Genomic DNA, 23,094 nt, shown 5'->3' with positions numbered 1-23,094 from the left:
ATCTGTAACGTCTTCGGACGATACAGCACAAATATGAGTTTGCCTGTAGCCGCTCTCGTTAAGAGAGTACAAGGTTATAGGATCAAGCGACTAAGTGCATGTGGTGGATGCCTTGGCGATCACAGGCGATGAAGGACGTGCAAGCCTGCGAAAAGCGGGGGGGAGCTGGCAATGAAGCTTTGATCCCCCGATATCCGAATGGGGAAACCCACCTCTTATGAGGTATCCCTGACTGAATACATAGGTCAGGGAGGCGAACCCGGTGAACTGAAACATCTAAGTAGCCGGAGGAAAATAAATCAACCGAGATTCCCCAAGTAGTGGCGAGCGAACGGGGAGCAGCCTGCTAGTGATAGCGGAATGGTTAATGGAACGGAATGGAAAGTCCGGCCGTAGTGGGTGATAGCCCCGTACATGAAAACCAATCCGTGGTACTAAGTTAGCGAAAAGTAGGGCGGGGCACGTGAAACCTTGTCTGAACATGGGGGGACCATCCTCCAAGGCTAAATACTCGTGATCGACCGATAGTGAACTAGTACCGTGAGGGAAAGGCGAAAAGAACCCCGGGAGGGGAGTGAAATAGATCCTGAAACCGCATGCATACAAACAGTGGGAGCCGACTTGTTCGGTGACTGCGTACCTTTTGTATAATGGGTCAGCGACTTACGTTGTGTTGCGAGCTTAACCGAATAGGGGAGGCGTAGCGAAAGCGAGTCTGATAAGGGCGTTTAGTAGCACGGCGTAGACCCGAAACCGGATGATCTATCCATGGCCAGGATGAAGGTGCCGTAACAGGTACTGGAGGTCCGAACCCACTAATGTTGAAAAATTAGGGGATGAGCTGTGGATAGGGGTGAAAGGCTAAACAAATCCGGAAATAGCTGGTTCTCCCCGAAAACTATTTAGGTAGTGCGTCACATATCACCAACGGGGGTAAAGCACTGTTATGGCTAGGGGGTCATCGCGACTTACCAAACCATGGCAAACTCTGAATACCGTTGAGTGCGAGTGTGGCAGACAGACAGTGGGTGCTAACGTCCATTGTCAAGAGGGAAACAACCCAGACCGCCAGCTAAGGTCCCCAAGACACAGTTAAGTGGGAAACGAAGTGGGAAGGCATAGACAGCTAGGAGGTTGGCTTAGAAGCAGCCATCCTTTAAAGAAAGCGTAATAGCTCACTAGTCGAGTCGTCCTGCGCGGAAGATGTAACGGGGCTCAAACTGTGCACCGAAGCTGCGGATATCGAAAGATATGGTAGGGGAGCGTTCTGTAGGTCTGTGAAGGTGACTTGAGAAGGTTGCTGGAGATATCAGAAGTGCGAATGCTGACATGAGTAGCGATAAAGGGAGTGAAAAGCTCCCTCGCCGAAAGCCCAAGGTTTCCTACGCAACGTTCATCGGCGTAGGGTGAGTCGGCCCCTAAGGCGAGGCAGAAATGCGTAGTCGATGGGAAACAGGTCAATATTCCTGTACCGATTCTAGATGCGATGTGGGGACGGAGAAGGTTAGGTCAGCCATCTGTTGGAATAGGTGGTTTAAGCGTGTAGGAGTGTCCCTTAGGCAAATCCGGGGGAATTATCTGAGGCGTGACGACGAGGCACTACGGTGCTGAAGTGATTGATACCAAGCTTCCAGGAAAAGCCACTAAGCTTCAGTCTAGAATTGACCGTACCGCAAACCGACACAGGTGGGCAGGATGAAAATTCTAAGGCGCTTGAGAGAACTCAGGAGAAGGAACTCGGCAAATTAACACCGTAACTTCGGGAGAAGGTGTGCCCCGGTAGGGTATAAGTCCTCGCGACGAAAGCCCGATGGGGTTGCAGTGAAATGGTGGCTGCGACTGTTTAATAAAAACACAGCACTCTGCAAACACGAAAGTGGACGTATAGGGTGTGACGCCTGCCCGGTGCCGGAAGGTTAAGTGATGGGGTGCAAGCTCTTGATCGAAGCCCCGGTAAACGGCGGCCGTAACTATAACGGTCCTAAGGTAGCGAAATTCCTTGTCGGGTAAGTTCCGACCTGCACGAATGGCGTAACGATGGCCACACTGTCTCCTCCTGAGACTCAGCGAAGTTGAAATGTTTGTGAAGATGCAATCTCCCCGCGGCAAGACGGAAAGACCCCATGAACCTTTACTGTAGCTTTGCATTGGACTTTGAATCGGTCTGTGTAGGATAGGTGGGAGGCTGTGAAACCGGGACGCTAGTTTCGGTGGAGCCAACCTTGAAATACCACCCTGATTTATTTGAGGTTCTAACCTTGATCCGTGAATCCGGATCGGGGACCGTGCATGGTGGGCAGTTTGACTGGGGCGGTCTCCTCCCAAAAGGTAACGGAGGAGTACGAAGGTACGCTTAGGACGGTCGGACATCGTCCATAAAGTGCAATGGCAAAAGCGTGCTTGACTGCGAGACCCACAAGTCGAGCAGGTGCGAAAGCAGGTCATAGTGATCCGGTGGTTCTGTATGGAAGGGCCATCGCTCAACGGATAAAAGGTACTCTGGGGATAACAGGCTGATACCGCCCAAGAGTTCATATCGACGGCGGTGTTTGGCACCTCGATGTCGGCTCATCTCATCCTGGGGCTGTAGCCGGTCCCAAGGGTATGGCTGTTCGCCATTTAAAGAGGTACGTGAGCTGGGTTTAAAACGTCGTGAGACAGTTTGGTCCCTATCTGCCGTGGGCGCTGGAAATTTGAAGGGGGCTGCTCCTAGTACGAGAGGACCGGAGTGGACGAACCTCTGGTGTACCGGTTATGACGCCAGTCGTATCGCCGGGTAGCTATGTTCGGAAGAGATAAACGCTGAAAGCATCTAAGCGTGAAACTCGCCTTAAGATGAGATTTCCCGGAGTCTTGAACTCCTTAAAGGGTCGTCGAAGACCACGACGTTGATAGGTCAGGTGTGGAAGCGCAGTAATGCGTTAAGCTAACTGATACTAATTGCCCGTACGGCTTGATCCTATAACCTTGTAATACACTGCAAGCAACACTCATAGCAGTCACAACAATCAACCTTCTCTCCCAATTTTGCTTCGGCGCAGCAATGCGACGCAGCACACAAGTTACGCTTGGCGGCAATAGCCTGCTGGACCCACCCCTTCCCTTCCCGAACAGGACCGTGAAACAGCAAAGCGCCGATGATAGTGAGTATTTCGCTCGCGAAAGTAGGTCACCGCCAGGCTCCCATTTCAAAAGCCCCCCTAGCACAAGCTAGCGGGGCTTTTGCGCGTCTACCGGGGTAAATTGCGGAAGTCAGGGGTGCGAGCCATCCCGGGCAAAGGAGGCCTTGTTTTTAATGGCTTTTTGGCGGTTCAGAGGCTTTTGTCAGCGCGCCAGTCAGTTACGGCGTTCATCGCCGCATCGAGGGTGGTGAGAACCCGGACTCCTTCCATCTTGCCAAGTTTGCTGACGCCGCCGCCACCCACCCAGAGTGCGGTCGTTTCCGGCAGGATCTGCCGCAGTTGTTGCAGCAGTCCGGGAATCTGGCGTTGCGGGAAGGCGATCGAGAAGGACAGTGCGACAACGTCGGCACGATGGGCTATCGCCGCCCGGCAAATCTCGAGCAATGGCATCTGGGTGCCGAGCGGGATGCATTCGGCGCCTTCCAGCGAGAAAAGTCCTTCTGCCATCAACAAGCCGAGGACATGCTGTTCATCCGCGACGCTGGTCAGCAGGATACGCGGGCTGCGCTTGCCTCCGGGCAGGGTTGAAATTGCCTGGCGCAGAAGGCGTTTGGTCAGTTCGGTGAATAGGTGCTCTTCGAAAACCTCAAATCTGCCTTCTTCCCAAGCCTGGCCAACGGCGGTCGTCAACGGGGCAATCGTGTCCTGGACAAACAACTGGAATCCTTGCCTGGCGAGTCGCTGCTGCATCGCTTGTTGATAGCCGCTTGCATCGTGTTGTTTGATCAGCGTGAGTAAGTCCTCTAGCTCATCTGCGCCACCACCGGCTTTTTTCAGGCTGCTTTTCCCGGCTTTCGGTGCCAGTAGTGCCAGCTCTTCGGTTGATGCAAGCATCAGCTTTCCTGGTCGATGTCCCTGATCCATCAGGCGTTTGATCGCGCTCAGCCGTTCAACCTGGGCAGCCGGATAAAGCCGCTCGCCGTTAGCGTCACGGCCCGGGTTGGGGAAGCCATAGCGCCGTTCCCACATGCGCAACACATCCTTGGATAGCCCGGTGTCGCGTTCAACAGCGGCGATGCTGAAATTGATGGTGTTCATATTTGTCCAGTACAAATGTTCGACAAACCGTTGACAAGCAAACTTTTGCTGGTTATCTTACGGACAAACGTTCTATTTGTCTAGGACAAACAGCAAAGGAGTTGGACATGATTTCCCGGATCAAGCGCTTGTTCGGCATCGCCGGCCTGCTTTCCCTCGGTGTTGTACCGCCAGCACTTGCTGGCGAGTGTCCGGCTCTGCTCAATCACAGCTTTGCCAATTTGCTCGACGGCAAGCCGATGCCTCTTTGCCAATATCAGGGCAAGGTCATCCTGGTCGTCAATACGGCGAGCTACTGCGGTTTTACTTCGCAGTACGACGGTCTGGAGAAGCTCTATGCACGCCTCAAGGACAAGGGGCTGGTGGTGCTGGGCTTTCCTTCCAATGACTTTGGCGACCAGGAGCCCGGCAACAGCAAGGAAATCGCCGATTTTTGCCGCCTGACCTACGGCGTCCAGTTTCCGATGGTGGCCAAGAGCACGGTCAAGGGAAAAGAGGCGAATCCGTTCTATCTGCAGCTGGCCCAGATCACTGACAGCCGGCCGCGCTGGAACTTCCACAAATACCTGATCAATCGCGATGCCACCCAGGTCGTTGCATTCGGCAGCATGACCCGGCCGGACAGCAAGGCGCTGCTCGCCAAGATTGATGAATTCCTCAAATAAGCCGCTGCAGGAGAAACCGCGATGAATGCTCCCGATCATTTTTTCCTGCCCGATGTGCAGGCCTTTGCCGACACCCGCAGTCTTGCCATCCAGCAGGTCGGCATCAAGGGAATGCGCTATCCGCTGCAGCTCGAAACGGCAGAAGGTGTCGTGCAGGCAACCGTGGCGACCATGGCCCTGACCGTCGGCCTGCCGCCGGAGGTCAAGGGAACCCACATGTCGCGTTTCGTTGCGTTGATCGAGGCGCAGGACGGTCCACTGACCCAGGATGGCCTTTTTGCGTTGCTCGCCGACATGCTGCGCCGTCTGGAAGCGCAAAGCGGGCGGATCGAACTGGCCTTCCCCTGGTTCATTCGCAAGTCGGCCCCGGTGTCCGGCGTTTCAAGTCTGCTTGATTACGATACGACGCTGATCCTCGAGCAGCGTTGCGGCGAGCCTGCCCGCCTGAGCTTGCGCGTGGTCGCGCCGGTGACCAGCCTGTGCCCTTGCTCGAAGAAGATCTCTGCTTACGGCGCTCACAACCAGCGCTCACACATCACCCTGGAGGCGCGTTTGCGTCAGCCGATGGCGATCGAGGAATTGGTCAGGGTTGCTGAAGAGGAAGCTTCATGTGAGGTATTTGGCCTGTTGAAACGTCCTGACGAGAAATGGGTTACCGAGCGCGCCTACGACAACCCGAAGTTTGTCGAAGATCTGGTGCGTGACATTGCGCTGCGGCTCATGCACGAGCCGCGTATCGCCGAGTGGAAAGTGAGCTCGGAGAACTTCGAATCCATCCACAACCATTCCGCCTACGCCGAATTGTTCGGCGTCAATGCCTGAACCGCTGGGCGGAGGAGACTAGACATGCAAAAACAACGCATCGCCGTCGTCGGCGCCGGCATCTCGGGACTGGCCAGTGCCTGGCTGCTGAGCCGCCAACATGACGTGACCCTGTTCGAAGCGGGCAGCTATCTCGGCGGCCACAGCAATACGGTCGACGTCACCCTGGAGGGCAAAACGCATCCGGTCGATACCGGCTTCCTGGTCTTCAACGAGAAGACTTATCCCAACCTGATCGCGATGTTCGCGCAACTGGGCGTAGCCAGCGTCGAGACCGAGATGTCTTTTGCCGTCAGCCTCGAGAACCCCGATCTCGAATGGGCCGGCAGCAGTCTGGCCACCGTTTTCGGCCAGAAGCGCAACCTGCTGCGCCCGAGCTTCTGGTCCATGCTTTCCGACATCCTGCGCTTCAACCGCGAGAGCACGGCCTGGTTGGCGACGCATCCCGACAATGAACGCAGCCTGCAGGATTTCCTCGAGGCCGGCCGCTATTCATCTGCCTTTGCCGACTGGTACCTGCTGCCCATGGCCGCCGCGATCTGGTCCTGCCCGACCGGCCAGATGCGCGACATGCCGCTCGCCACCTTCATCCGCTTCTGCCAGAACCACGGCCTGCTGCAGGTTTTCGACCGGCCGCTGTGGCGTACCGTGCTGGGTGGCTCACGTGAATACGTGCGCAAGATCGCCGAGCGCCTCGACGATATCCGCCTGGCCTGCCCGGTGAGCGCGGTGACGCGCGATGGCGAGCAACTGCGCGTGACACATGCGCAAGGCAGCGAACTGTTCGACCAAGTGGTGATGGCCTGCCACAGCGACCAGTCGCTGGCCATTCTCGGTTTCACGGCGAGCGACGGCCAACGCGACGTGCTCTCTGCCATCCGCTACCAGCCCAACCGCGCCGTGCTGCACACCGATCCGGCCCTGCTGCCGCGCGATGAAAAGCTGTGGTCGGCGTGGAATTACTTTGCCGGGCAGGGCGATCCGGGTGAGCAGCCGGTCGGCGTTTCCTACCTGATCAACAAGCTGCAGCCCTTGCCCTTCAAGACACCGGTCGTCGTCACCCTGAACCCGGCGCGCGAGCCGGATCCGGCCAAGGTGCTCGCCGAATTCGACTACGCGCATCCGATCTTCGACGGCCCGGCCATCGCCGCGCAGCAGAAGCTCGCCGAAGTGCAGGGCGAGAACGGCATCTGGCTGGCAGGCGCCTGGGGCAGCTACGGCTTTCACGAAGACGGCCTGAAGTCGGCCTTGCGCGTGGTCAACGGCATGGGCGTCAAGGCGCCATGGCAAGACGGCGTTGCCGAACTGCTGCGCGAAACCGAAAGCGCCTGAGGTCGTGATCCTTGAAACCTCAGTTAACCGCTTGTCGATCTCAGGCCAGCCGCATGAACACTGACCTCTGTGCCTTCGAAGTGATGTGCCCAAAGGGTGACAGCGCTACGTGGCCGCTGGCACGTCTGGTCGGGCGCCCAGCTTTGTCGCTCCTCCTTGCAGGCATGAGCCTGCTGCGTCGTCGCTTCGCGCCGGCCATCCCGCCCAAACGCGCCAACAGCCACGTCCAACCGAGGTTTCAATGATCATGAACTTCGCGCCGCAACTCTTCCTCGGCCATGTCATGCACCGGCGCTTGCGCCCGGCGGTCAACGCCTTCGTTTACCCGGTTTTCTACGTGGCCTTGCCAGTCCGCAATCTGGCCGCTGGAAATTGCGGCATTTTCTCGGTCGACCGCTGGAATGTGCTGAGTTTCCGCCAGCGCGACCACGGCGCCCGCGACGGCAGTCCGTTGTTGCCCTGGATCGAGAATCTGCTGCGCGACAACGGTCTGCCGGCCGATGGCGAGATCGTTTTGCAGACCTTCCCGCGCGTCTGCGGCATGGTCTTCAATCCGGTCAGCTTCTGGTATTGCCATGATCGCAGCGGCGCCTTGATCGCCGTGCTGGCCGAGGTCAATAACACCTTCGGCGGGCGTCACAACTACCTGCTGCATGCCGCCGGCGAGCCGCTGGTCGATGGTGCGGAAATGCGCGCCGCCAAGTGTTTCCATGTTTCGCCCTTCAACGAGATCGAGGGCGGCTATCGCTTCCGCTTCCACCTTGAGCGGCCGGTGCCGCTGGCCCGCATCGACTACGACGATGCCGAGGGCGAACTGCTGCTCACCTCGATTTCCGGCAAGGCGCGGGCGTGGACCGCGAGCGGCCTGCTCGGCGCCTTCCTGCGCATGCCTTTCCTCACTGCCGGCGTGATTTTCCGCATTCACTGGCAAGCCCTGAAGCTCTGGGCGAAAGGGGTGCCGTTTCGCGGCGCCCGTGTTTCCCAACCTCTTCCGGAATCAAGCAAATGAACAATACTCTGACCCTGCGCGGCAGCACCCACACCCAAGCCCATGCCAACCGCGATACCCGCCTGGTTTTTGCGCTTTTGGAAAAGTTGACCGGCGGCTTGCTCGAAATCCGCCTGCCCGACGGCTCCTGCGCCCTGTTTGGCGATGGCGAGCACGGCATCAGCATGCAGGTGCATGACGAGGCGACCTTCGCCATGGTCCTGGCCCGTGGCGACATCGGCCTGGCCGAAGCCTATCTTGACGGCTACTGGGATTCGCCCGATGTCACTGGCCTGCTGGCGCTGCTCGCGAAGAACCGCGCCGTGCTGCAAAAGGCGGTCTATGGCTCGTGGCGCAACCTGCTCGCGGCGCGTGTCCGGCACTGGCTGAACCGCAACAGCAAGGCCGGCAGCAAGCGCAACATCATGGCCCACTACGATCTGGGCAACGATTTCTATCAGCTCTGGCTCGACCCGAGCATGAGCTATTCGGCGGCGATCTATCGTGAGGTCGATGATGGCTCGCTGGAAATGGCACAGCACGCCAAGTACCAGCGCATCCTCAATCATCTGAAAGCGAGGACCGGCCAGAAAGTGCTCGAAATCGGCTGCGGCTGGGGCGGTTTCGCCGAACTGGCCGTCGATTCGGGCCTGCAGGTCACCGGCCTGACGCTGTCGCCGGCGCAACTGGCCTGGGCGCAGCAGCGCGTGCCGCAGGCTGATTTGCGCCTGCAGGATTATCGCGACAACCGCGAACAGTTCGATCACGTGGTGTCCATCGAGATGTTCGAGGCGGTCGGCGAGCGTTTCTGGCCGGGCTATTTCAAGACCGTGGCCGGCGCGCTGAAGTTGGGCGGCAAGGCGATGATCCAGAGCATCACCATCCGCGACGACCTGTTCGCCAGCTACCGGCGCGGCACCGATTTCATCCAGCAATACGTCTTTCCCGGCGGCATGCTGCCTTCGCGTCAGGCCTTCCGCGCTGCGGCGGCGAAGCAGGGGCTGCGCGTGCAGGGCGAATACGCTTTCGGCCTCGATTACGCCCGCACGCTGGCCGAATGGCGGCTGGCTTTCGAGGCGAAATGGCCGGAAATCCAGAAGCTCGGTTTCGATGAAAATTTCCGCCGTCTGTGGCGCATGTATCTCTGTTACTGCGAGGCCGGCTTCCTGGCCGGGAACGTCGATGTCGTCCAGTTTGAACTTGCGCATGCTTAGCCTGGTGGCACCCGGCGCACCGCTGGCCGACGGTCAACCGGCAAAAATCGCCCAAAACCGGCCGGCCTCGGCGCGCCGCCGTGAATTGCTGCTCGGCCTGGCCGGGGCGCCGTTTGCCGCCTGGGCAACGACCGATCCGACCGCCGGCCTGCAACGCTGGGGCAGCGGCGAATTCCGTCGCTTCGGCTTTCTCGTCTATGCGGCCAGCCTGTGGGCCGGTGAAGATCCGCTGCGTCCGCCGCTGGCGCTGCAACTGACCTACAAGCGCAACATCGCCGGCGCGGCGATTGCCGAAGCCAGCGTCAAGGAAATCCGCCAGCTCGGCCTGGCCGACGAGGCGACGCTGGCCCGCTGGGGCGGGCTGATGGCCGGGCTGTTTCCGGATGTCCGGCCGGGCGATGCGATCATCGGCGAATACCGTGCGGGCAGCGCGATTTTTCACTTCAACGGACGTCTGCTCGGCCGCATCGACGAAGCGGCCTTCGCCCGCGCTTTCTTCGCCATCTGGCTCGATGCCCGCACCAGCGCGCCGGATCTGCGGGCGGCCCTGCTGCAGCGGGGCAGCGACCGTGGCTGAGTTCGCATGCCAACACCAGGCCGGGCGCCGATGAACACGGCTCGCATCCTCGCCTATGGCGCGCTTGGCCTGCCGTTGGCCTTCGCGGCCTTGCCGATCTATGTGCATGTGCCGCGCTTTTATGCCGAGGTGACGGGCATGTCGCTGGCGCTGCTCGGTCTGATCCTGCTCGGAGCGCGTCTGCTCGATGCCGGGATCGATCCGTGGCTGGGCTGGCTGGCGGACAGGGTGCCGCGCCGGCGCATGCTGGCTTTGGCGCTGTTGCCGTTCGGGCTGGGCTTCGTCGCCTTGCTCAATCCGCCCGCTGAGGGCGCCGCGCTCTGGCTGCTCGGGGCCCTGGCGCTGACCTATCTCGGTTTCTCGGCGGCGACCGTCGCCTACCAGGCCTGGGGCGCCGACGTCGGCAGCAATTCCGGCCTGCGCACACGCTTGACCGCAGCGCGCGAGGGCTTCGGGCTGCTCGGCGTGGTGCTCGCTGCCGCCTTGCCGTCCGTGCTGGCTGCCGGCATGAACGAAGGCATCGCCCGCCTGAGCTGGCTGCTGCCGCCGCTTCTGCTGCTCGCGGCGGCGGTCAGTTTCTACGGCGTGCCGGCTGGGCCGGCGGCGCCGATGTCGCGCGAGCCGTTGCTGGCCAGCTTGCGCCGGGTCTTTGCCGAGCAGGCTTTTCGCCGTCTGTTGCTGGTCTTTGTCGCCAACGGCATCGCCGCCGCGCTGCCGGCGACGCTCTTCCTGTTCTTCGTGGCCGATGTGTTGCAGGCCGAAGCGGCGAGCGGCCCGCTGCTCGCCCTGTATTTCATCGCCGGGGCGGCTTCCCTGCCGCTCTGGGTGCGACTGGCAGCGCGGCATGGCCGGGTCGTCGCCTGGCTGCTGGCGATTGCGCTGTCAATTGCCGCCTTTGCCGGTGCCAGCTTGCTCGGCCCCGGCGATCTGTGGGCTTTCGCGGCGATCTGCCTGGCCTCCGGACTGGCGCTCGGCGCCGACCTCGCCCTGCCGGTGGCGATTGCCGCCGATCTTGGCGAACGCCAGGGCCAGGCCGGCGCCTGCTTCGGGGTGTGGAATCTGGTTGCCAAACTCAACCTGGCGCTCGCCGCCGGGCTTTCCCTGCCGCTGATCGGTGCCCTCGGCTATGTGCCGGGTGGCGGTACCGGCCTGGCGGCCCTTGTTTTCGCTTACGCCCTGTTGCCGCTCGCCTTCAAGTTGCTGGCCGGCGCGCTGCTCTGGCGCTGGCGTACCTCTTTGGAGCTTCAATCATGAAACTACTCGCTGCCGTTGCCCTTTCCCTTGGCCTGAGCGCTTGTGCCTCGACCGGTGTCGAACAGTACCGCGCCGAACAGCCGGCCCTCGATCTGAAGACTTATCTGAACGGCACGCTCGACGCCTGGGGCATGTTCCAGGGGCGCTCGGGCGAGGTCAAGAAACGCTTCCAGGTCGTCATCGACGCCAAGTGGAGCGGCGATACCGGCGTCCTCGACGAGCAGTTCAAATGGTCGGACGGCACGACCTCGCGCCGTGTCTGGACCCTGGTCAAACAGGCCGACGGGACTTTCCGCGGCACGGCCGACGATGTCGTCGGCGAGGCGATTGGCGAAGTTGCCGGCAATGCGCTGCGCTGGCGCTACGTGCTGGCGCTGCCGGTCGATGGCAAGGTCTATAACGTCGATTTCGACGACTGGATGTTCCTGATGGACGACAAAGTCATGATGAATCGCTCCTACATGTCGAAATGGGGCTTCAACCTGGGCGAGGTGACACTGACCTTCGTCAAGCGGCCGTAAGCGCCATGAACCCGAAAATCACCGACTGGCACGGCAAGCGCGTCTGGCTGGTCGGCGCTTCGAGCGGCATCGGCGCGGCCGTGGCCCGCGAACTGGCCGGGCGTGGTGCACGCCTGGCGCTCTCCGCACGCGGTCGGGAAAAATTGCAGGCCCTTGGCCTGAGCGATGCCTTGCTGCTGCCCTGCGATGCAACCGATGCGGCCAGTCTGCTGGCGGCTCGTCAGGCGTTGATCGCCGCCTGGGGCGGCGTCGATCTGGTCGTCTATCTGGCCGGCGACTACGTGCCGATGCGTGCCGACAGCTTTGATCTGGCGGTCGCCGAGCGTGTCGTCGAGGTCAATTTCAATGGCGCGATGCGTCTGGCGGCGACCGTTCTGGCCGATCTCCAGCCGGGCGGCGGCATCGCCTTCGTGGCCAGCGTCGCCGGCTATCGCGGCCTGCCCAAGGCGCTTTGCTACGGGCCGGGCAAGGCGGCGCTGATCCATTTTGCCGAAGTGCTGCATCTCGACCTGCTGCCCAAGGGGATCGGTGTCTGGCTGATCAATCCCGGCTTCGTCGCGACGCCGCTCACCGCCAGGAACGATTTCAGCATGCCGGCCCTGCAAACGCCCGAACAGGCGGCGCGCGCCACGGTCGACGGGTTCAAAACGGGCAATTTCGAAATCCACTATCCGAAACGTTTTACCCGCCTGATGAAATTTTTCGCCAGCCTGCCCTACGCCTGGTATTTCCCGCTGATGCGCCGCCTGACCGGAGGCTGAGATGCAACTCGATGCACTGATCCAGTTCTACAACGATTTTTCGCCAGCCAGTGTGGCGCGCTTTCCCGAGTTCTACAGTGACGATGCCTGGTTCAAGGACCCGTTCAACGAGGTGCGCGGCATTGCAGCGATCCAGCATATTTTCATGCACATGTTCACGCAGGTCGACGCACCGCGTTTCAGCGTTACCGAAAAAGTCGTCGACGCGAACGGCGCCATGCTGGTCTGGGAGTTCTGCTTCCGGGTGAAGCGCTGGGGCAAGGGCGAAACCCAGCTCATGCGCGGTGTGTCGCATCTCAAATTCGACGCCGCCGGCAAGGTCTGTTATCACCGCGATTACTGGGACACGGCCGAGGAGTTGTACATGAAGTTACCAGCCATCGGCACCTTGATGCGTGGCTTGCGCCGGATGCTGGCGGCCTAAGCCGGCTTTTCCGGTGCGCTGACTACCCGGTTGCGCCCGTCCTGCTTGGCGGCGTACAGCGCCTGGTCGGCGAGATCGATCAGTTCGCCCGGTGCGCCGAGCTGGCGGCCGGGCAGGCTGGCAACGCCGATGCTGACGGTGATGTGGTCGGCATTGGCCGAGGCGGCGTGCTCGATATTGAGCTTCTCGACATCGCTGCGGATCTGTTCCGCCAGCCAGAGAGCGCCGGCCAGTTCGGTGGCCGGCAGGATGCCGGCGAATTCCTCGCCACCGTAACGCGCCGCGAGGTCGGTGCCGCGGTGCAGGTGCTTGCCGAGCACCTGGGCGATGCGTTGCAGGCAGGCATCGCCGGCCAGATGGCCGTAGGTGTCGTTGTAATTCTTGAAATGGTCGACGTCGAGAATGAGCAGTGCCAGTTGTCCGCCTGAGCGCTGGTGACGCGAGATTTCCTGCTGCAGGGCGGCATCGAAGCGGCGCCGGTTGGCAATGCCGGTCAGCCCGTCGGTCTGGGCCAGCGTTGATTGCAGGTCGTGCGCCTTGGTCAGGGCGCTGACCAGGTCTTCCTTGTCGAAGCTGAGTTGCCAGGTTTGCCGCAAGGTGTTGTTGAAGTGCCGGGCATTGCCGATGATCAGGATCAGAAAGATCGCGCTGTAAAGCGCCAGTGCCATGTCGGCCGTACCGCCGCGGCTGGCCAGGACGACGATCAGCGGCAGCATCGCCGGCACGGTAAAGGCGTAGAAAGCCGGGAGGAAGGCGCTCAGGGTCAGCGCAGCGCCCATCACCATGGCCTGGATGGCAGTGATCGTCACCACCATGCCGATCGGCGAAGTGTCGATCAGGAACAGGCCGGCCAGTCCCCAGACGATTCCTGACAGACCGACGCTGAGCGCAAAGCGCATTGCTTCAGCCGGGCTCGGCTCGGTCTTGGCCTGACGCGCCCGGTAATGCCGGATGATCAGCAGGCGCAGGCCGATGGTCAGATAGACAGCCGCCAGCCAGGCCAGCGCCAGCTTGCCCGGGAGCATGCCGTACTGGGCCCAGGCCACCAGCAGGCTGCCGATGCCGCTGCCGATCAGCGGGATGGCGGCGTTATCGAGCAAGTGGCGGAACAGGGCCGCTTCAATGCGGGGTGTTTGACTCAAGACGACAAGTCTCCAGGTGGCGGGCCAGCGTTGTGTGCGCCAAGACACATGACAGACATTCTAATCAGAAAGCGCCCGTTGGCCAGCAAAGCTTGGCACCTTGCATGGCTGGAGTGACAAGGGAATCCGGCGCTTTGCCGACTTGCCCGGAGGGCAGTGCGTCATCCCGTTGTAACAAGTGCCGGCTAAGGTGCTGCGCCTATGGCCTGTTACCCTCGAATCCCCATGATTGCGCCAGCGCGCCGCTTGGCTGGCCTGCTGCTGGCGGTGTTGGCGTCGCTGTTGCTGGCCGGCTGTACGCCGCGCCAATTGGTGGTCGGCAGTATGGCCGATGCGCTGGCCGGGCAGGGGCGGGTCAGCGAAAACGATCTCGAACTGGCGCGCGATGCGGCGCCTTTCTATCTGAAACTGTCGGAATCGGTATTGCAGCAGCAGCCTGGCCACCTGGCACTGGCCGAGTCGGTGGCGGGCGGCTTCACCCAGTACGCCTATGCCTTTGTCGCCAGTGAGGCGGATCGCCTGGAGTCGGTCGACAGCAAGGGCGCCGAGCGCATGCGCCAGCGCGCGGCCCGTCTCTACCAGCGGGCGCAGCGCCATGCGGTCAACGCCCTGGAATTGGCAAATTCCGGTTTTGTCCGGCGGCTGGCCAGCTCGCAGCCGGAGGACTGGCCGCGCCTGAAACCGGAAGAGGTCGGTCTCGCCTACTGGGCGGCGGCCTCCTGGGGCGGCTGGATTTCGCTGAGCAAGGATGATCCCGAAGTCGTCGCCGATCTGCCGCTCGCCGTTCGTCTGGCCCAACTGGCCTGGGCGAGCGATCCGGATTGGGGGCAGGGTTCGCTGACCAGCCTGCTTGCCTCTTTTGAAGTGGCGCGTCCGGGCGGCAGTCCGGCCCGCGCCCTGGCCTTGTTTGATCAGGCAATTGCGCAGTCGGCCGGGCGCAGTGCCGGGGCGCTGCTCGCCAAGGCCGAAGGCCATGCCCAGCCGGCCGGCGAGCGCGCCCTGTTCGAACAATTGCTGCGCCAGGCCCTGGCCATCAAGGATGCGCCCGACAGCCCGCTGGCCATGCAAAACGAAGTCATGCGCCGGCGCGCAGCCTGGCTGCTGGAAAAAGCCGACGACCTGTTCTGAAACGCGACGGAGAAAACAATGAAAACACCCGGAAAACTGGCCGCCCTGCTGCTCGCCAGCCTGCTTGCATTAAGCGCCTTTGCCGCCGACAAGCAGTTGCGCATCGGCACCCTGGCCCCGAAGAATTCGCTGTATCACCGCCAGTTGATGGAACTCGGCGAAGCCTGGCGCACGGCACAGGGCGGCAGCGCGAAATATCTGGTCTACCCCGACGGCAGCCAGGGCGGCGAGACCGACATGGTGCGCCGCATGCGCATCGGCCAGTTGCAGGGCGGGCTGCTCTCGGTGGTCGGCCTGCGCGAGATCGAGCCGTCGATTGCCGCCTTGCAGAACATGCCGCTGATGTTCCGCAACTGGGAGGAAGTCGATTACGTGCGCGAGAAGATGCGTCCGGCGATGGAGAAGAAATTCCTCGACCAGGGCTTTGTCGTGCTCGCCTGGGGCGATGCCGGCTGGGTGCGCTTCTTCTCGAAAAAGCCGGCTTTCCGTCCGGACGACTACAAGGCGATGAAGTTCTTTGCCTGGGGCGGCGAGGTCGAGCAGCAGGAAATCATGAAGCGCCTCGGCTATACGCCGGTGCCGCTGGAAACCGGCGACATCCTGCCCTCCATCCAGACCGGGATGATTGATGCCGTGCCGTCCACGCCGTATTTCGCGCTGGCGACGCAGATCTACAACAGCGCCCCGAACATGCTCGACCTCAACTGGGCGCCCATCGTCGGCGCCCTGGTCATCACCCGCAAGGCCTGGGATGAAATGACGCCGGAAGCGCAGGCCGTGGTGCGCGAAGCCGGCGCCAGGGCCGGTGCCCAGATCCGCAGCAAGGCGCGCCAAGAGGTTGATGAGGCGGTCGAGGCGATGAAAAAGCGCGGCTTGACGGTCAACCAGCCCAATCCCCGACAAATGCAGGAGTGGAACGAGCTGGCCGACAAGCTGTACCCGCAGATTCGCGGCAAGCTGGTGCCGGCCACCACCTTTGACGAAGTGGTCGGCCATCTGAAAGCCTTCCGCGCCGGCAAGAAATAAGTGATCCTTGAAACCTCAGTTGACCGCTTATCCATCTCTGGCGAGCTGCATGGGCACTGACTTTTGCGCCTTCGAGGTGATTCACCCAACAGGTGAGAGCGCTACGCGGCCGCTGGCACGTCCGGGCGGGCGCCCGGCTTTGTCGCTCCTTCTTGCAGGCATGAGCCTGCCGCGGCGTCGCTTCGCGCCGGCCATCCCGCCCAAACGCACCAACAGCCGCGTCCAACTGGGGTTTCAAGGATGATGCCGCTGCTGCGCCGGCTCGGCGCCTTCGATGCGTTGCTCGCGGCCGGCGCGCTCGGCCTGATGCTGCTCCTGCCGCTGGCCGAAATGCTGCTGCGCCCGCTGTTCGGTCAGGGCATCGCCAATGCGCCGCTCTTCGTCCAGCATCTCGGGCTGGTCCTGGCCATGTTCGGGGCGCTGGTCGCCGAACGCGGCGGCCATCTGACTTCGCTCGGCGCCGGTCTGGCCGGCAGCAAGAATCCGGCGCTGAGGCGGGCCGCCCGCTGGTTTGCCCAGGGCAGTTCGGCCCTGCTCGGCGGCATGCTGGCGCAAGCCAGCTGGACTTTCGTGGCCAGCGAAATGGCGGTGCCGCATGCCATCGCCTACGAGATTCCCGGCTGGTTCTTCCAGCTTGCGATGCCGGTCGGCTTTCTGCTGCTGGCTGGCAAAATGGCCTGGCGCATGGCGTCGACCGGCTGGCTGCGCCTCTTGCCGGCCGTGCTGCTGCCGCTGCTGGGCGCCTTGTTTGCCGCGCATTTCGATGGCGAAACGCTGCCGCTCTGGCCGTTTGCGGTGTGGCTGCTCGCCATTCTGTTCTGCGGCGCACCGGTCTTTGCCGTGCTTGGCGGTCTGGCGCTGGCGCTGTTCTGGAGCGAAGGCCAGCCGCTCGCCGCGGTGCCGCTCAGCCATTACCAGATCACGGTCAATCCTTCGCTGCCGGCCTTGCCGTTGTTTACGCTGGCCGGTCTGGTGTTCGCCCGGACCGGTGCAGCGGCACGCCTGGGAACTTTATTCACCGCGCTGTTCGGTGGCGGCGTGCGCGGCACGGCGATCGCCGGCGCGCTGCTTTGTTCCTGTTTTACCGCGTTGACCGGTGGCAGCGGCGTCACCATCCTGGCCCTCGGCGGCTTGCTGCTGCCGCTGCTGACGCGGGCCGGCTTTCCCGAACAGCGCGGCATCGGCCTGGTGACCAGTGCCAGCGCGCTCGGCGTGCTGCTCGCCCCGTCGGTGCCGCTGATCATGTACGCGATCATCGCCCGCGTGCCGATCAACACGATGTTCCTGGCCGGTGTACTGCCGGCGCTGGTGATGATTTTCTTCCTGCTCGTGGTTGGCGGCTTTCTCAAGGGCGTAGCGGTCGACGCGGTAAAAAGGCCGGATTTCAGCGCTGCCCGCCAGGCCGCCTGGGCGGCGCGTTGGGAAATCCTGGCACCGGTGGTGGCGATCGGTTCGCTGGCCGGCGGCTTCGCCACGCCGACCGAAAGTGCCGCCTTGACCGCAGCCTACGCGCTGCTGACGCAAACATTCTTCCACCGCGAACTCGATTGGCGCGGCGTCGGCCGGGCGTTGGTCGAATGCGTGCAGGTGATCGGCGGCATCATGCTGATCCTCGGCATGGCGCTCGGCCTGACCAATTACCTGGTCGATGCCGGTATCCCGGATCGCGCCATCGACTGGGCGCAGGCGGTATTGCCCAACAAGTGGGCCTTCCTTGTTGCGCTCAATGTCTTCCTGCTGCTCGCCGGGGCGCTGATGGAAATCTTTGCGGCCATCGTCGTGCTGGTGCCGCTGCTGCTGCCGGTGGCGCTCGCCTACGGCATCGACCCGGTGCATTTCGGCATCATCTTCCTGGCCAACATCGAGATGGGTTTTCTCTGCCCGCCGGCCGGTATGAATATCTACTTTGCCTCGGCGATGTTCGACAAGCCCCTGCGCCAGGTGGCGCGGGCAGTATTGCCGGCCTTGCTGGCGATGTTCTGCGGGGCGCTGGTCATCTCGCTGCTGCCGGCGCTGGCCATCTGGTTGCCCGGCCTGTTCGGCCTGATTTAGGAAGCTTGCCCGGCGCCCTTGCGGCGCAGTTTGCGCCACAGCCAGCTGCTCGATTCTTCGCCGTCGAGCACGTAGGCCAGTTCGTTCTCGTTGCGCAGCGTGCAAGTCAGGTTGCGCTGGGTGGCGAGCGAGCTGGCAAAGAGCAGCTGGTCGCCGGCCTGTAGCTTGTAGCGTTCGTCGGGCAACACGATGATGTTTTCGCCGCGTTCGAGCAACAGCGGCAGGATGGGCAGCGCCCGCTCGCGCTCGCTGCCGTCGCGCAGGATGTCGCCGAGCCGGAAATCCCTGCCGCGCATCAGCGCGCGGTAAGCGCCCGGCGCTTCGCTGATGTTGAGGCGGATGTCCCAGATGGCCGGGGTCAGCGGCGCACACAGTGCCTGCAGGCGCTCGCCCAGCGACTGGCTCCAGCTTTCATCGGCGTTGCGCAGGCGTTCAAGAAAACGGGCGAGCAGCGGTGCACTCAGGATGGCGATGGCTTCCTGGGCGACGATACGGCTCGGGACCATCGTGAAGTCGGCAGCGTAAGCATCGAACAGTGCACCGTTGGCGGTGTGGTTCTGGCGTGCCACGACGAATAGCTGCGGATTGAGTTCACTGGCGGTGACGGCGATCGACAGGTTGTTGATGTCGTTGTCGCTGCCGGCAATGATGCCGGATGCGCGCTCGATGCCGGCCTGGCGCAGGGTGGCGGCTTCGGTGCCGTCGCCGGCGATGCTGCGGTCGGCGCCTGCCGCCTTGGGGTCGATGATGGTCAGGTGGATGCCGGTTTGCTGCAGGCGGCTGCCCAGGGCCTGGCCGAAACGGCCGTAGCCGCACAGTATCCAGTGCCCGCCGGGCGGCCGGTGCGGCTCGGGCAGCGGCGATTCGGGCAGGCTGGTGAGCAGTTCGATGAGGCGGAAACGCTCCGGCGCGGCAACGGCCAGCGCCAGATGCTCGGCGAAGCGGACATAGGGATTGATGATGTGGTCGGTGCCGAAGGAGGCCATGTTGGCACTGGTGGACTCGCTGCGCGCGCGGGCGATGACCGGAATGCCGGGATTGAGCAGGCGAACCGTGATGGCGATGCCGAGATTGGCTTCCTCGTCATTGGTGACGGCCAGCACGCCGCGGCATTTCGGGTGCTTGAGGCCGGCCAGCAACAGCGTTTCGGGGTGTTGCGCATCGGCCGCCAGGGCGGGGGTGTCGGTCTTGAAATCCTGCAGGTCAAGTTCCTGGACACGCAGTTCGTCCTTTTCGAGCACGACGAAGGCCTGGCCGGTCTGGTCGAAGGTGCGGCAGATCAGGTTGCCGGTCTCGCCACAACCGCAGATCAGGTAGAAGGGTTCCTTGAGGCGCATTACGCGGCGCGCGAAGCGGTTGCTGGTCAGGGTGTTCTGGAAGCCCTTGTCCTGCAGCAGCGCGATCAGCGTGACCACGGAATACGACCAGCCGAGCACGGTCAGGTAGATGCAGAAGGTGACCCACAGCCGCTGGCCATCGGAGAAGGCGCCGGGAATTTCGCCGAAGCCTATGGTCGTTGCCGTGTAGCTGACGAAATAGAAGGCGTGGAAGAAGCTGAGCGGCGGTGCGCGATGGCCTTCGGCGTCGACGCCGGGGACCAGGGTCAGGCCGAAGACGGCGATCGCGTAGATGACGATCAGGGCAATGATCGGCGCCCGCATGCGCCGCAAAACGAGGAAAAAAGCGCTGTTCACCGTGGCGCTCCGCTTCAGCGGCGCAACATCACGGTTTCGACGATCAGGATGATGACCGAGACGACGTTGGCGAACAGGGCGCCGCCGGACAGCGAGACAACGCTGGAGGTGACCGAGGCGGTCATGCCTTCGCCGGTGACATGCACGGCAATGGTCCAGGTGATGGCGGCGGCGACCAGTTGCAGGTCGGCGACCAGGCTGGTCGACAGGTGGATGGCGCCGATCTGCGTGCGGTCGCCGAACTTGAGCGCCGTGGCGATCAGGCTGACGACCAGCGCCGCGGCCAGTTCATAGACGTGGTGCAGTTCCGGACGCTCGATGTCGCCGATGAAGAAGCCGAAATTGAGCGTCGCGGCGAGGACGATGAAAAAACCGAAAATGACTTTTTCCAGATTCATGATCCTCTCCCGGTCGACGTCTTGTTTTTAGCGATTTTCAACCGGTGCCGAAGCCGGCGGCCGGCTGCGCGAACCGAGCGCGCTGTTGTCGATGCGGCGGATCTCGTCATCGGACAGGACTTCCAGCACATTGACCACCTTGCGCACGCCATCGGTGGTGCGGGCAACGGCGACCGCAACCTTGGCTTCACGCTCGGTGACGATGCCCATCAGGTAGGTCGTGCCGCGTTCGGTGACAACCTTGATGTGGTTGGCCGAAATCTGGTTCGAGTCGACCAGGCGGGCCTTGACCTTGGAGTCGATGAAGCTGTCGTTGCTGCGCGCGGTCAGCGAGGTGGTCGGGCCGACCAGCAACTCGTTGTACACCTGGCGCACGCCTTCGATCTTGCTCACGGCTTCGCCGATCGCCTGCTTGCCATCCTCGTTGTACACCTCGCCGGTGATCAGCAGGTTACGGTTGTAGGACGTGAAATTGACATGCGAGCCGTCCTTGAACTGGACCGGAATGCGGTTGGCCGCCTTCCACTCGGTGGTTTCGTCGTCGGCCTGGGTGCCGGTCGAACGGCGGTCGCTGGCGCTCATCACGCCGACCGCGGCACCGCCGACGATGACGGCGGGCACACAGCCCTGCAGCATGGGCAGGGCGATGATCAGGGTGGCGGCAGCCAGGCTCAGTTTCGTTTTTTGCATCATTCAACTCCCAAAAGGAGCGCGTCGATGCCATCGCACAGGCAATGGATGACGAGCAGGTGGGTTTCCTGAATTCGCGCCGTCCGGTCGGCCGGCACGCAAAGATGAATATCGTCGTCGCGCAGCATTTCGCCGATCATGCCGCCGCCCTTGCCGGTCAGCGCAACGACGTGCATGTCGGCGTCGTGGGCGGCCGTGATGGCTTCGATGACGTTGGCGGAATTGCCGGAAGTCGAAATCGCCAGCAGCACGTCGCCGGCATGGCCGAGACCGCGCACCTGGCGGGAAAAGATGTAGTCGAAGCCGTAGTCGTTACCGACTGCAGTCAGGATGGAACTGTCGGTGGTCAGCGCAATCGCCGCGAGTTCCTGGCGCTCCGCCTCGAAACGGCCGATCAGTTCGGCGGCAAAGTGTTGCGCATCGCCGGCCGAGCCGCCGTTGCCGCAGGCGAGAATCTTGCCGCCGTTGATCAGGCAACCGGTCAGGGTTTCAATCGCCGCGGCAATCGGGGCGGCCATCATCTCGATGGCGTTCAGCTTGGTGTGGGCGCTGTCTTCGAAATGCTTGGTGACGCGGGCAATCAGATCCATATTTTTCGGCGGTATGAGGGCAGTTGATCGCAGCATTCTACCTTACAGCTCGATGAAGACTTCGAATGCCAGGCGGCGCCACGGATTTTTGTTGTCGCTTACAGACGACAGACGGGCGCTCAGCCGCTCGCCGGCGTCGAGCGCTTCGGCGATGACGCGATTTCCGGCGCGTGGCACATAGCCGATCATGTGACCCTGCCATTCGACGCGGATTGCGTTGGCATCGTGCCGGTTGTCCGGTTCGCGGATCAGCTCGAGGCGATCGCCGACCCGCATTTGCGGCCAGAATTCGGCGAAGGCGTAATACTGGCTGCCGGCCAGCGGCGAGCTTTGCAGCAACAGGCGCATGCCGCCGGCGCTGGCGAGGCCGAGCCAGCCGAGCAGGCTAAGCGTCAGCAGAAAACGCATTTTTGAGCCATTCGAGGCGTTGACCGTCGAGCAGCACGCAGTCGAAGCGGCAATCGCAGTCGCCCTGGCCGACCAGATAGTGGCGGGCGGCGAGAATGATGCGGCGCTGCTTGTCGGGTGTGATGCTGGCGGCCGCACCACCGAAATCGCCACGACTGCGCAGGCGGACCTCGACGAAGACCAGCGTCCGGCCGTCGCGGCAGACCAGGTCGATTTCGCCGCCGCGAATGCGGAAATTGCGCGCGATGATGCGCAGGCCATGGCGTGTCAGATACTGCGCCGCCAGCGCTTCGGCTTCGCGGCCGCGGGTCGTGGTGGTATCGTTGGTCTTTGCCTGCATGCCAATAAACATGACAAAAGAATATGCCGTATTGTATGTCGTCCCGACACCGCTCGGGAACATGGCCGACCTGACGCGCCGCGCCGAAGAGATCCTGCGCACGGTGCCCTGGGTCGCCGCCGAGGACACGCGGCACAGCGGCCCGCTGCTCAAGCAGCTCGGTTCGCAGGCGCGCACCCTGCCGGCCCACCAGCACAACGAACACGAAGCGGCCGAACGGATCGTCGCCAAACTGCAGGCCGGCGAAGCCGTGGCGCTGATTTCCGACGCCGGCACGCCGGGTATTTCCGATCCCGGCGCACGCGTCGTCGCCGCCGTACGCGCCGCCGGCTGTACGGTCGTGCCGCTGCCCGGCCCGTGCGCCGCGACCACGGCGCTGTCCGGCTCCGGCCTGCTCGACGAGCATTTCCTGTTCTACGGTTTCCTGCCTTCCAAGGGAGGTCAGCGCCGGCAGGCGATCGAGAACTTGCGCGACCAGCCCTGCGCCCTGGTCTTCTACGAAGCGCCGCACCGCGTGCTGGAAACCGTGGCCGATCTGGCGACGGTGCTCGGTGAGCGCACGCTGGTGATCGGGCGCGAACTGACCAAGATGTTCGAATCCATCCATTCCTGCCCGTTGACCGCTGCGCTCGACTGGCTCAAGGAAGACAGCAACCGCCAGCGCGGCGAGTTCGTGCTGATGGTGTCCGGCGCCCCGGCCAATGCCGATGACGGCGAAGGCGAGCGGGTGCTCAAGTTGTTGCTTGCCGATGGTTTGCCGGTCAAGCAGGCCGCCAAACTGGCGGCGGCGATCACCGGCGCCGCCAAGAACGCACTTTATGAAAGGGCGCTGGCGCTCAAGGACTGAG

At 62.5% G+C, this 23,094-nt stretch carries 22 protein-coding genes and 2 rRNA genes; 16 read left to right on the top strand and 8 right to left on the bottom strand.

The window, feature by feature from the left end:
• Window positions 1-80: 80 nt before the first annotated feature.
• Together KI612_RS17625 and rrf are read left to right on the top strand one after the other, a co-directional pair.
• A 23S ribosomal RNA gene (locus KI612_RS17625) occupies window positions 81-2,961 on the top strand.
• Window positions 2,962-3,067: 106 nt separating this feature from the next.
• Window positions 3,068-3,181 (top strand): 5S ribosomal RNA (gene rrf / locus KI612_RS17620).
• A 130-nt stretch (window positions 3,182-3,311) separates the two neighbouring features.
• Here rrf and KI612_RS17615 read toward each other — a convergent pair.
• Window positions 3,312-4,220, bottom strand: coding sequence for a MerR family transcriptional regulator (locus KI612_RS17615; RefSeq protein WP_226441365.1), 909 nt, complete (start codon window positions 4,218-4,220; stop codon window positions 3,312-3,314).
• Between the two features lie 107 nt (window positions 4,221-4,327).
• On the opposite strand from KI612_RS17615, the gene KI612_RS17610 reads away from it, so the two are divergent.
• The 10 genes from KI612_RS17610 to KI612_RS17565 all read left to right on the top strand — a co-directional run bounded on the left by KI612_RS17610 (window position 4,328) and on the right by KI612_RS17565 (window position 12,778).
• Window positions 4,328-4,885, top strand: a complete 558-nt coding sequence (locus tag KI612_RS17610; protein WP_226441364.1) for a glutathione peroxidase — start codon at window positions 4,328-4,330, stop codon at window positions 4,883-4,885.
• Between the two features lie 21 nt (window positions 4,886-4,906).
• Window positions 4,907-5,707, top strand: a complete 801-nt coding sequence (folE2, locus tag KI612_RS17605; RefSeq protein ID WP_226441363.1) for a GTP cyclohydrolase FolE2 — start codon at window positions 4,907-4,909, stop codon at window positions 5,705-5,707.
• A 24-nt stretch (window positions 5,708-5,731) separates the two neighbouring features.
• Window positions 5,732-7,039: an NAD(P)/FAD-dependent oxidoreductase gene (locus tag KI612_RS17600; RefSeq protein WP_226441362.1), complete on the top strand. Its 1,308-nt coding sequence runs from the start codon at window positions 5,732-5,734 to the stop codon at window positions 7,037-7,039.
• A 241-nt stretch (window positions 7,040-7,280) separates the two neighbouring features.
• A complete protein-coding gene (locus KI612_RS17595) occupies window positions 7,281-8,048 on the top strand; it encodes a DUF1365 domain-containing protein (RefSeq protein WP_226441361.1) in 768 nt (255 codons plus the stop codon).
• Window positions 8,045-9,241, top strand: coding sequence for an SAM-dependent methyltransferase (locus KI612_RS17590; protein ID WP_226441360.1), 1,197 nt, complete (start codon window positions 8,045-8,047; stop codon window positions 9,239-9,241). The genes KI612_RS17595 and KI612_RS17590 overlap by 4 nt, the downstream gene beginning before the upstream one ends.
• Complete coding sequence (locus tag KI612_RS17585) at window positions 9,234-9,818, top strand: chalcone isomerase family protein (protein ID WP_226441359.1); 585 nt, start codon at window positions 9,234-9,236, stop codon at window positions 9,816-9,818. Before KI612_RS17590 ends, KI612_RS17585 begins: the two co-directional genes overlap by 8 nt.
• Window positions 9,819-9,824: 6 nt before the next feature.
• Window positions 9,825-11,072, top strand: coding sequence for an MFS transporter (locus KI612_RS17580; protein WP_226441358.1), 1,248 nt, complete (start codon window positions 9,825-9,827; stop codon window positions 11,070-11,072).
• Window positions 11,069-11,593 carry a DUF3833 domain-containing protein gene (locus tag KI612_RS17575; protein ID WP_226441357.1) on the top strand — a complete coding sequence of 175 codons (525 nt, stop codon included), beginning with the start codon at window positions 11,069-11,071 and terminating at the stop codon, window positions 11,591-11,593. The genes KI612_RS17580 and KI612_RS17575 overlap by 4 nt, the downstream gene beginning before the upstream one ends.
• A 5-nt stretch (window positions 11,594-11,598) precedes the next feature.
• A complete protein-coding gene (locus tag KI612_RS17570) occupies window positions 11,599-12,354 on the top strand; it encodes an SDR family NAD(P)-dependent oxidoreductase (protein ID WP_226441356.1) in 756 nt (251 codons plus the stop codon).
• A 1-nt stretch (window position 12,355) separates the two neighbouring features.
• Window positions 12,356-12,778 (top strand): nuclear transport factor 2 family protein, encoded by a 423-nt coding sequence (locus tag KI612_RS17565; protein ID WP_226441355.1) that lies wholly within the window; start codon window positions 12,356-12,358, stop codon window positions 12,776-12,778.
• Here KI612_RS17565 and KI612_RS17560 read toward each other — a convergent pair.
• On the bottom strand, window positions 12,775-13,920 hold the full coding sequence (locus tag KI612_RS17560; protein WP_226441354.1) for a GGDEF domain-containing protein: 1,146 nt from the start codon (window positions 13,918-13,920) through the stop codon (window positions 12,775-12,777). The genes KI612_RS17565 and KI612_RS17560 overlap by 4 nt on opposite strands.
• Before the next feature lie 225 nt (window positions 13,921-14,145).
• Here KI612_RS17560 and KI612_RS17555 point away from each other — a divergent pair, with 225 nt between their 5' ends.
• From KI612_RS17555 to KI612_RS17545, 3 genes are all read left to right on the top strand, one after another.
• Window positions 14,146-15,048, top strand: coding sequence for a TRAP transporter TatT component family protein (locus KI612_RS17555; RefSeq protein ID WP_226441353.1), 903 nt, complete (start codon window positions 14,146-14,148; stop codon window positions 15,046-15,048).
• Between the two features lie 18 nt (window positions 15,049-15,066).
• Window positions 15,067-16,074, top strand: coding sequence for a TRAP transporter substrate-binding protein (locus KI612_RS17550; protein ID WP_226441352.1), 1,008 nt, complete (start codon window positions 15,067-15,069; stop codon window positions 16,072-16,074).
• Between the two features lie 240 nt (window positions 16,075-16,314).
• Complete coding sequence (locus KI612_RS17545; protein ID WP_226441351.1) at window positions 16,315-18,126, top strand: TRAP transporter large permease subunit; 1,812 nt, start codon at window positions 16,315-16,317, stop codon at window positions 18,124-18,126.
• Here the strand turns inward: KI612_RS17545 and KI612_RS17540 are convergent.
• From KI612_RS17540 to KI612_RS17515, 6 genes are read right to left on the bottom strand one after another with little or no spacing between them, the layout of a single operon-like run.
• Window positions 18,123-19,820 carry a potassium channel family protein gene (locus KI612_RS17540; RefSeq protein WP_226441350.1) on the bottom strand — a complete coding sequence of 566 codons (1,698 nt, stop codon included), beginning with the start codon at window positions 19,818-19,820 and terminating at the stop codon, window positions 18,123-18,125. The two genes, KI612_RS17545 and KI612_RS17540, sit on opposite strands and share 4 nt — an antisense overlap.
• A 14-nt stretch (window positions 19,821-19,834) precedes the next feature.
• Window positions 19,835-20,218 carry a DUF6394 family protein gene (locus KI612_RS17535; RefSeq protein ID WP_226441349.1) on the bottom strand — a complete coding sequence of 128 codons (384 nt, stop codon included), beginning with the start codon at window positions 20,216-20,218 and terminating at the stop codon, window positions 19,835-19,837.
• 27 nt (window positions 20,219-20,245) lie between these two features.
• Window positions 20,246-20,908: a BON domain-containing protein gene (locus KI612_RS17530; RefSeq protein WP_226441348.1), complete on the bottom strand. Its 663-nt coding sequence runs from the start codon at window positions 20,906-20,908 to the stop codon at window positions 20,246-20,248.
• Window positions 20,908-21,498: a phosphoheptose isomerase gene (locus KI612_RS17525; protein WP_226441347.1), complete on the bottom strand. Its 591-nt coding sequence runs from the start codon at window positions 21,496-21,498 to the stop codon at window positions 20,908-20,910. Before KI612_RS17525 ends, KI612_RS17530 begins: the two co-directional genes overlap by 1 nt.
• Before the next feature lie 42 nt (window positions 21,499-21,540).
• Window positions 21,541-21,906, bottom strand: a complete 366-nt coding sequence (locus tag KI612_RS17520) for an HIRAN domain-containing protein (RefSeq protein WP_226441346.1) — start codon at window positions 21,904-21,906, stop codon at window positions 21,541-21,543.
• Window positions 21,884-22,258: a YraN family protein gene (locus KI612_RS17515; RefSeq protein ID WP_226441345.1), complete on the bottom strand. Its 375-nt coding sequence runs from the start codon at window positions 22,256-22,258 to the stop codon at window positions 21,884-21,886. Before KI612_RS17515 ends, KI612_RS17520 begins: the two co-directional genes overlap by 23 nt.
• On the opposite strand from KI612_RS17515, the gene rsmI reads away from it, so the two are divergent.
• Complete coding sequence (gene rsmI, locus KI612_RS17510; RefSeq protein ID WP_226441344.1) at window positions 22,257-23,093, top strand: 16S rRNA (cytidine(1402)-2'-O)-methyltransferase; 837 nt, start codon at window positions 22,257-22,259, stop codon at window positions 23,091-23,093. The genes KI612_RS17515 and rsmI overlap by 2 nt on opposite strands.
• The last annotated feature ends 1 nt before the right edge of the window (window position 23,094 follow it).

The sequence above is a fragment of the Quatrionicoccus australiensis genome (assembly GCF_020510525.1).
GTDB lineage: Bacteria > Pseudomonadota > Gammaproteobacteria > Burkholderiales > Rhodocyclaceae > Azonexus > Azonexus australiensis_B.
This window is presented reverse-complemented; position numbering and strand designations above follow the sequence as displayed.

What these genes read in the sequence shown, in the direction of transcription:
- KI612_RS17615 (WP_226441365.1), bottom strand. Translation starts at nt 4,220, where the DNA reads ATGAACACCATCAATTTCAGCATCGCCGCTGTTGAACGCGACACCGGG.
- KI612_RS17610 (WP_226441364.1), top strand. Translation starts at nt 4,328, where the DNA reads ATGATTTCCCGGATCAAGCGCTTGTTCGGCATCGCCGGCCTGCTTTCC.
- folE2 (WP_226441363.1), top strand. Translation starts at nt 4,907, where the DNA reads ATGAATGCTCCCGATCATTTTTTCCTGCCCGATGTGCAGGCCTTTGCC.
- KI612_RS17600 (WP_226441362.1), top strand. Translation starts at nt 5,732, where the DNA reads ATGCAAAAACAACGCATCGCCGTCGTCGGCGCCGGCATCTCGGGACTG.
- KI612_RS17595 (WP_226441361.1), top strand. Translation starts at nt 7,281, where the DNA reads ATGATCATGAACTTCGCGCCGCAACTCTTCCTCGGCCATGTCATGCAC.
- KI612_RS17590 (WP_226441360.1), top strand. Translation starts at nt 8,045, where the DNA reads ATGAACAATACTCTGACCCTGCGCGGCAGCACCCACACCCAAGCCCAT.
- KI612_RS17585 (WP_226441359.1), top strand. Translation starts at nt 9,234, where the DNA reads ATGCTTAGCCTGGTGGCACCCGGCGCACCGCTGGCCGACGGTCAACCG.
- KI612_RS17580 (WP_226441358.1), top strand. Translation starts at nt 9,825, where the DNA reads ATGCCAACACCAGGCCGGGCGCCGATGAACACGGCTCGCATCCTCGCC.
- KI612_RS17575 (WP_226441357.1), top strand. Translation starts at nt 11,069, where the DNA reads ATGAAACTACTCGCTGCCGTTGCCCTTTCCCTTGGCCTGAGCGCTTGT.
- KI612_RS17570 (WP_226441356.1), top strand. Translation starts at nt 11,599, where the DNA reads ATGAACCCGAAAATCACCGACTGGCACGGCAAGCGCGTCTGGCTGGTC.
- KI612_RS17565 (WP_226441355.1), top strand. Translation starts at nt 12,356, where the DNA reads ATGCAACTCGATGCACTGATCCAGTTCTACAACGATTTTTCGCCAGCC.
- KI612_RS17555 (WP_226441353.1), top strand. Translation starts at nt 14,146, where the DNA reads ATGATTGCGCCAGCGCGCCGCTTGGCTGGCCTGCTGCTGGCGGTGTTG.
- KI612_RS17550 (WP_226441352.1), top strand. Translation starts at nt 15,067, where the DNA reads ATGAAAACACCCGGAAAACTGGCCGCCCTGCTGCTCGCCAGCCTGCTT.
- KI612_RS17545 (WP_226441351.1), top strand. Translation starts at nt 16,315, where the DNA reads ATGATGCCGCTGCTGCGCCGGCTCGGCGCCTTCGATGCGTTGCTCGCG.
- KI612_RS17535 (WP_226441349.1), bottom strand. Translation starts at nt 20,218, where the DNA reads ATGAATCTGGAAAAAGTCATTTTCGGTTTTTTCATCGTCCTCGCCGCG.
- KI612_RS17530 (WP_226441348.1), bottom strand. Translation starts at nt 20,908, where the DNA reads ATGCAAAAAACGAAACTGAGCCTGGCTGCCGCCACCCTGATCATCGCC.
- KI612_RS17525 (WP_226441347.1), bottom strand. Translation starts at nt 21,498, where the DNA reads ATGGATCTGATTGCCCGCGTCACCAAGCATTTCGAAGACAGCGCCCAC.
- KI612_RS17520 (WP_226441346.1), bottom strand. Translation starts at nt 21,906, where the DNA reads ATGCGTTTTCTGCTGACGCTTAGCCTGCTCGGCTGGCTCGGCCTCGCC.
- rsmI (WP_226441344.1), top strand. Translation starts at nt 22,257, where the DNA reads ATGACAAAAGAATATGCCGTATTGTATGTCGTCCCGACACCGCTCGGG.
- KI612_RS17515 (WP_226441345.1), bottom strand. Translation starts at nt 22,258, where the DNA reads ATGTTTATTGGCATGCAGGCAAAGACCAACGATACCACCACGACCCGC.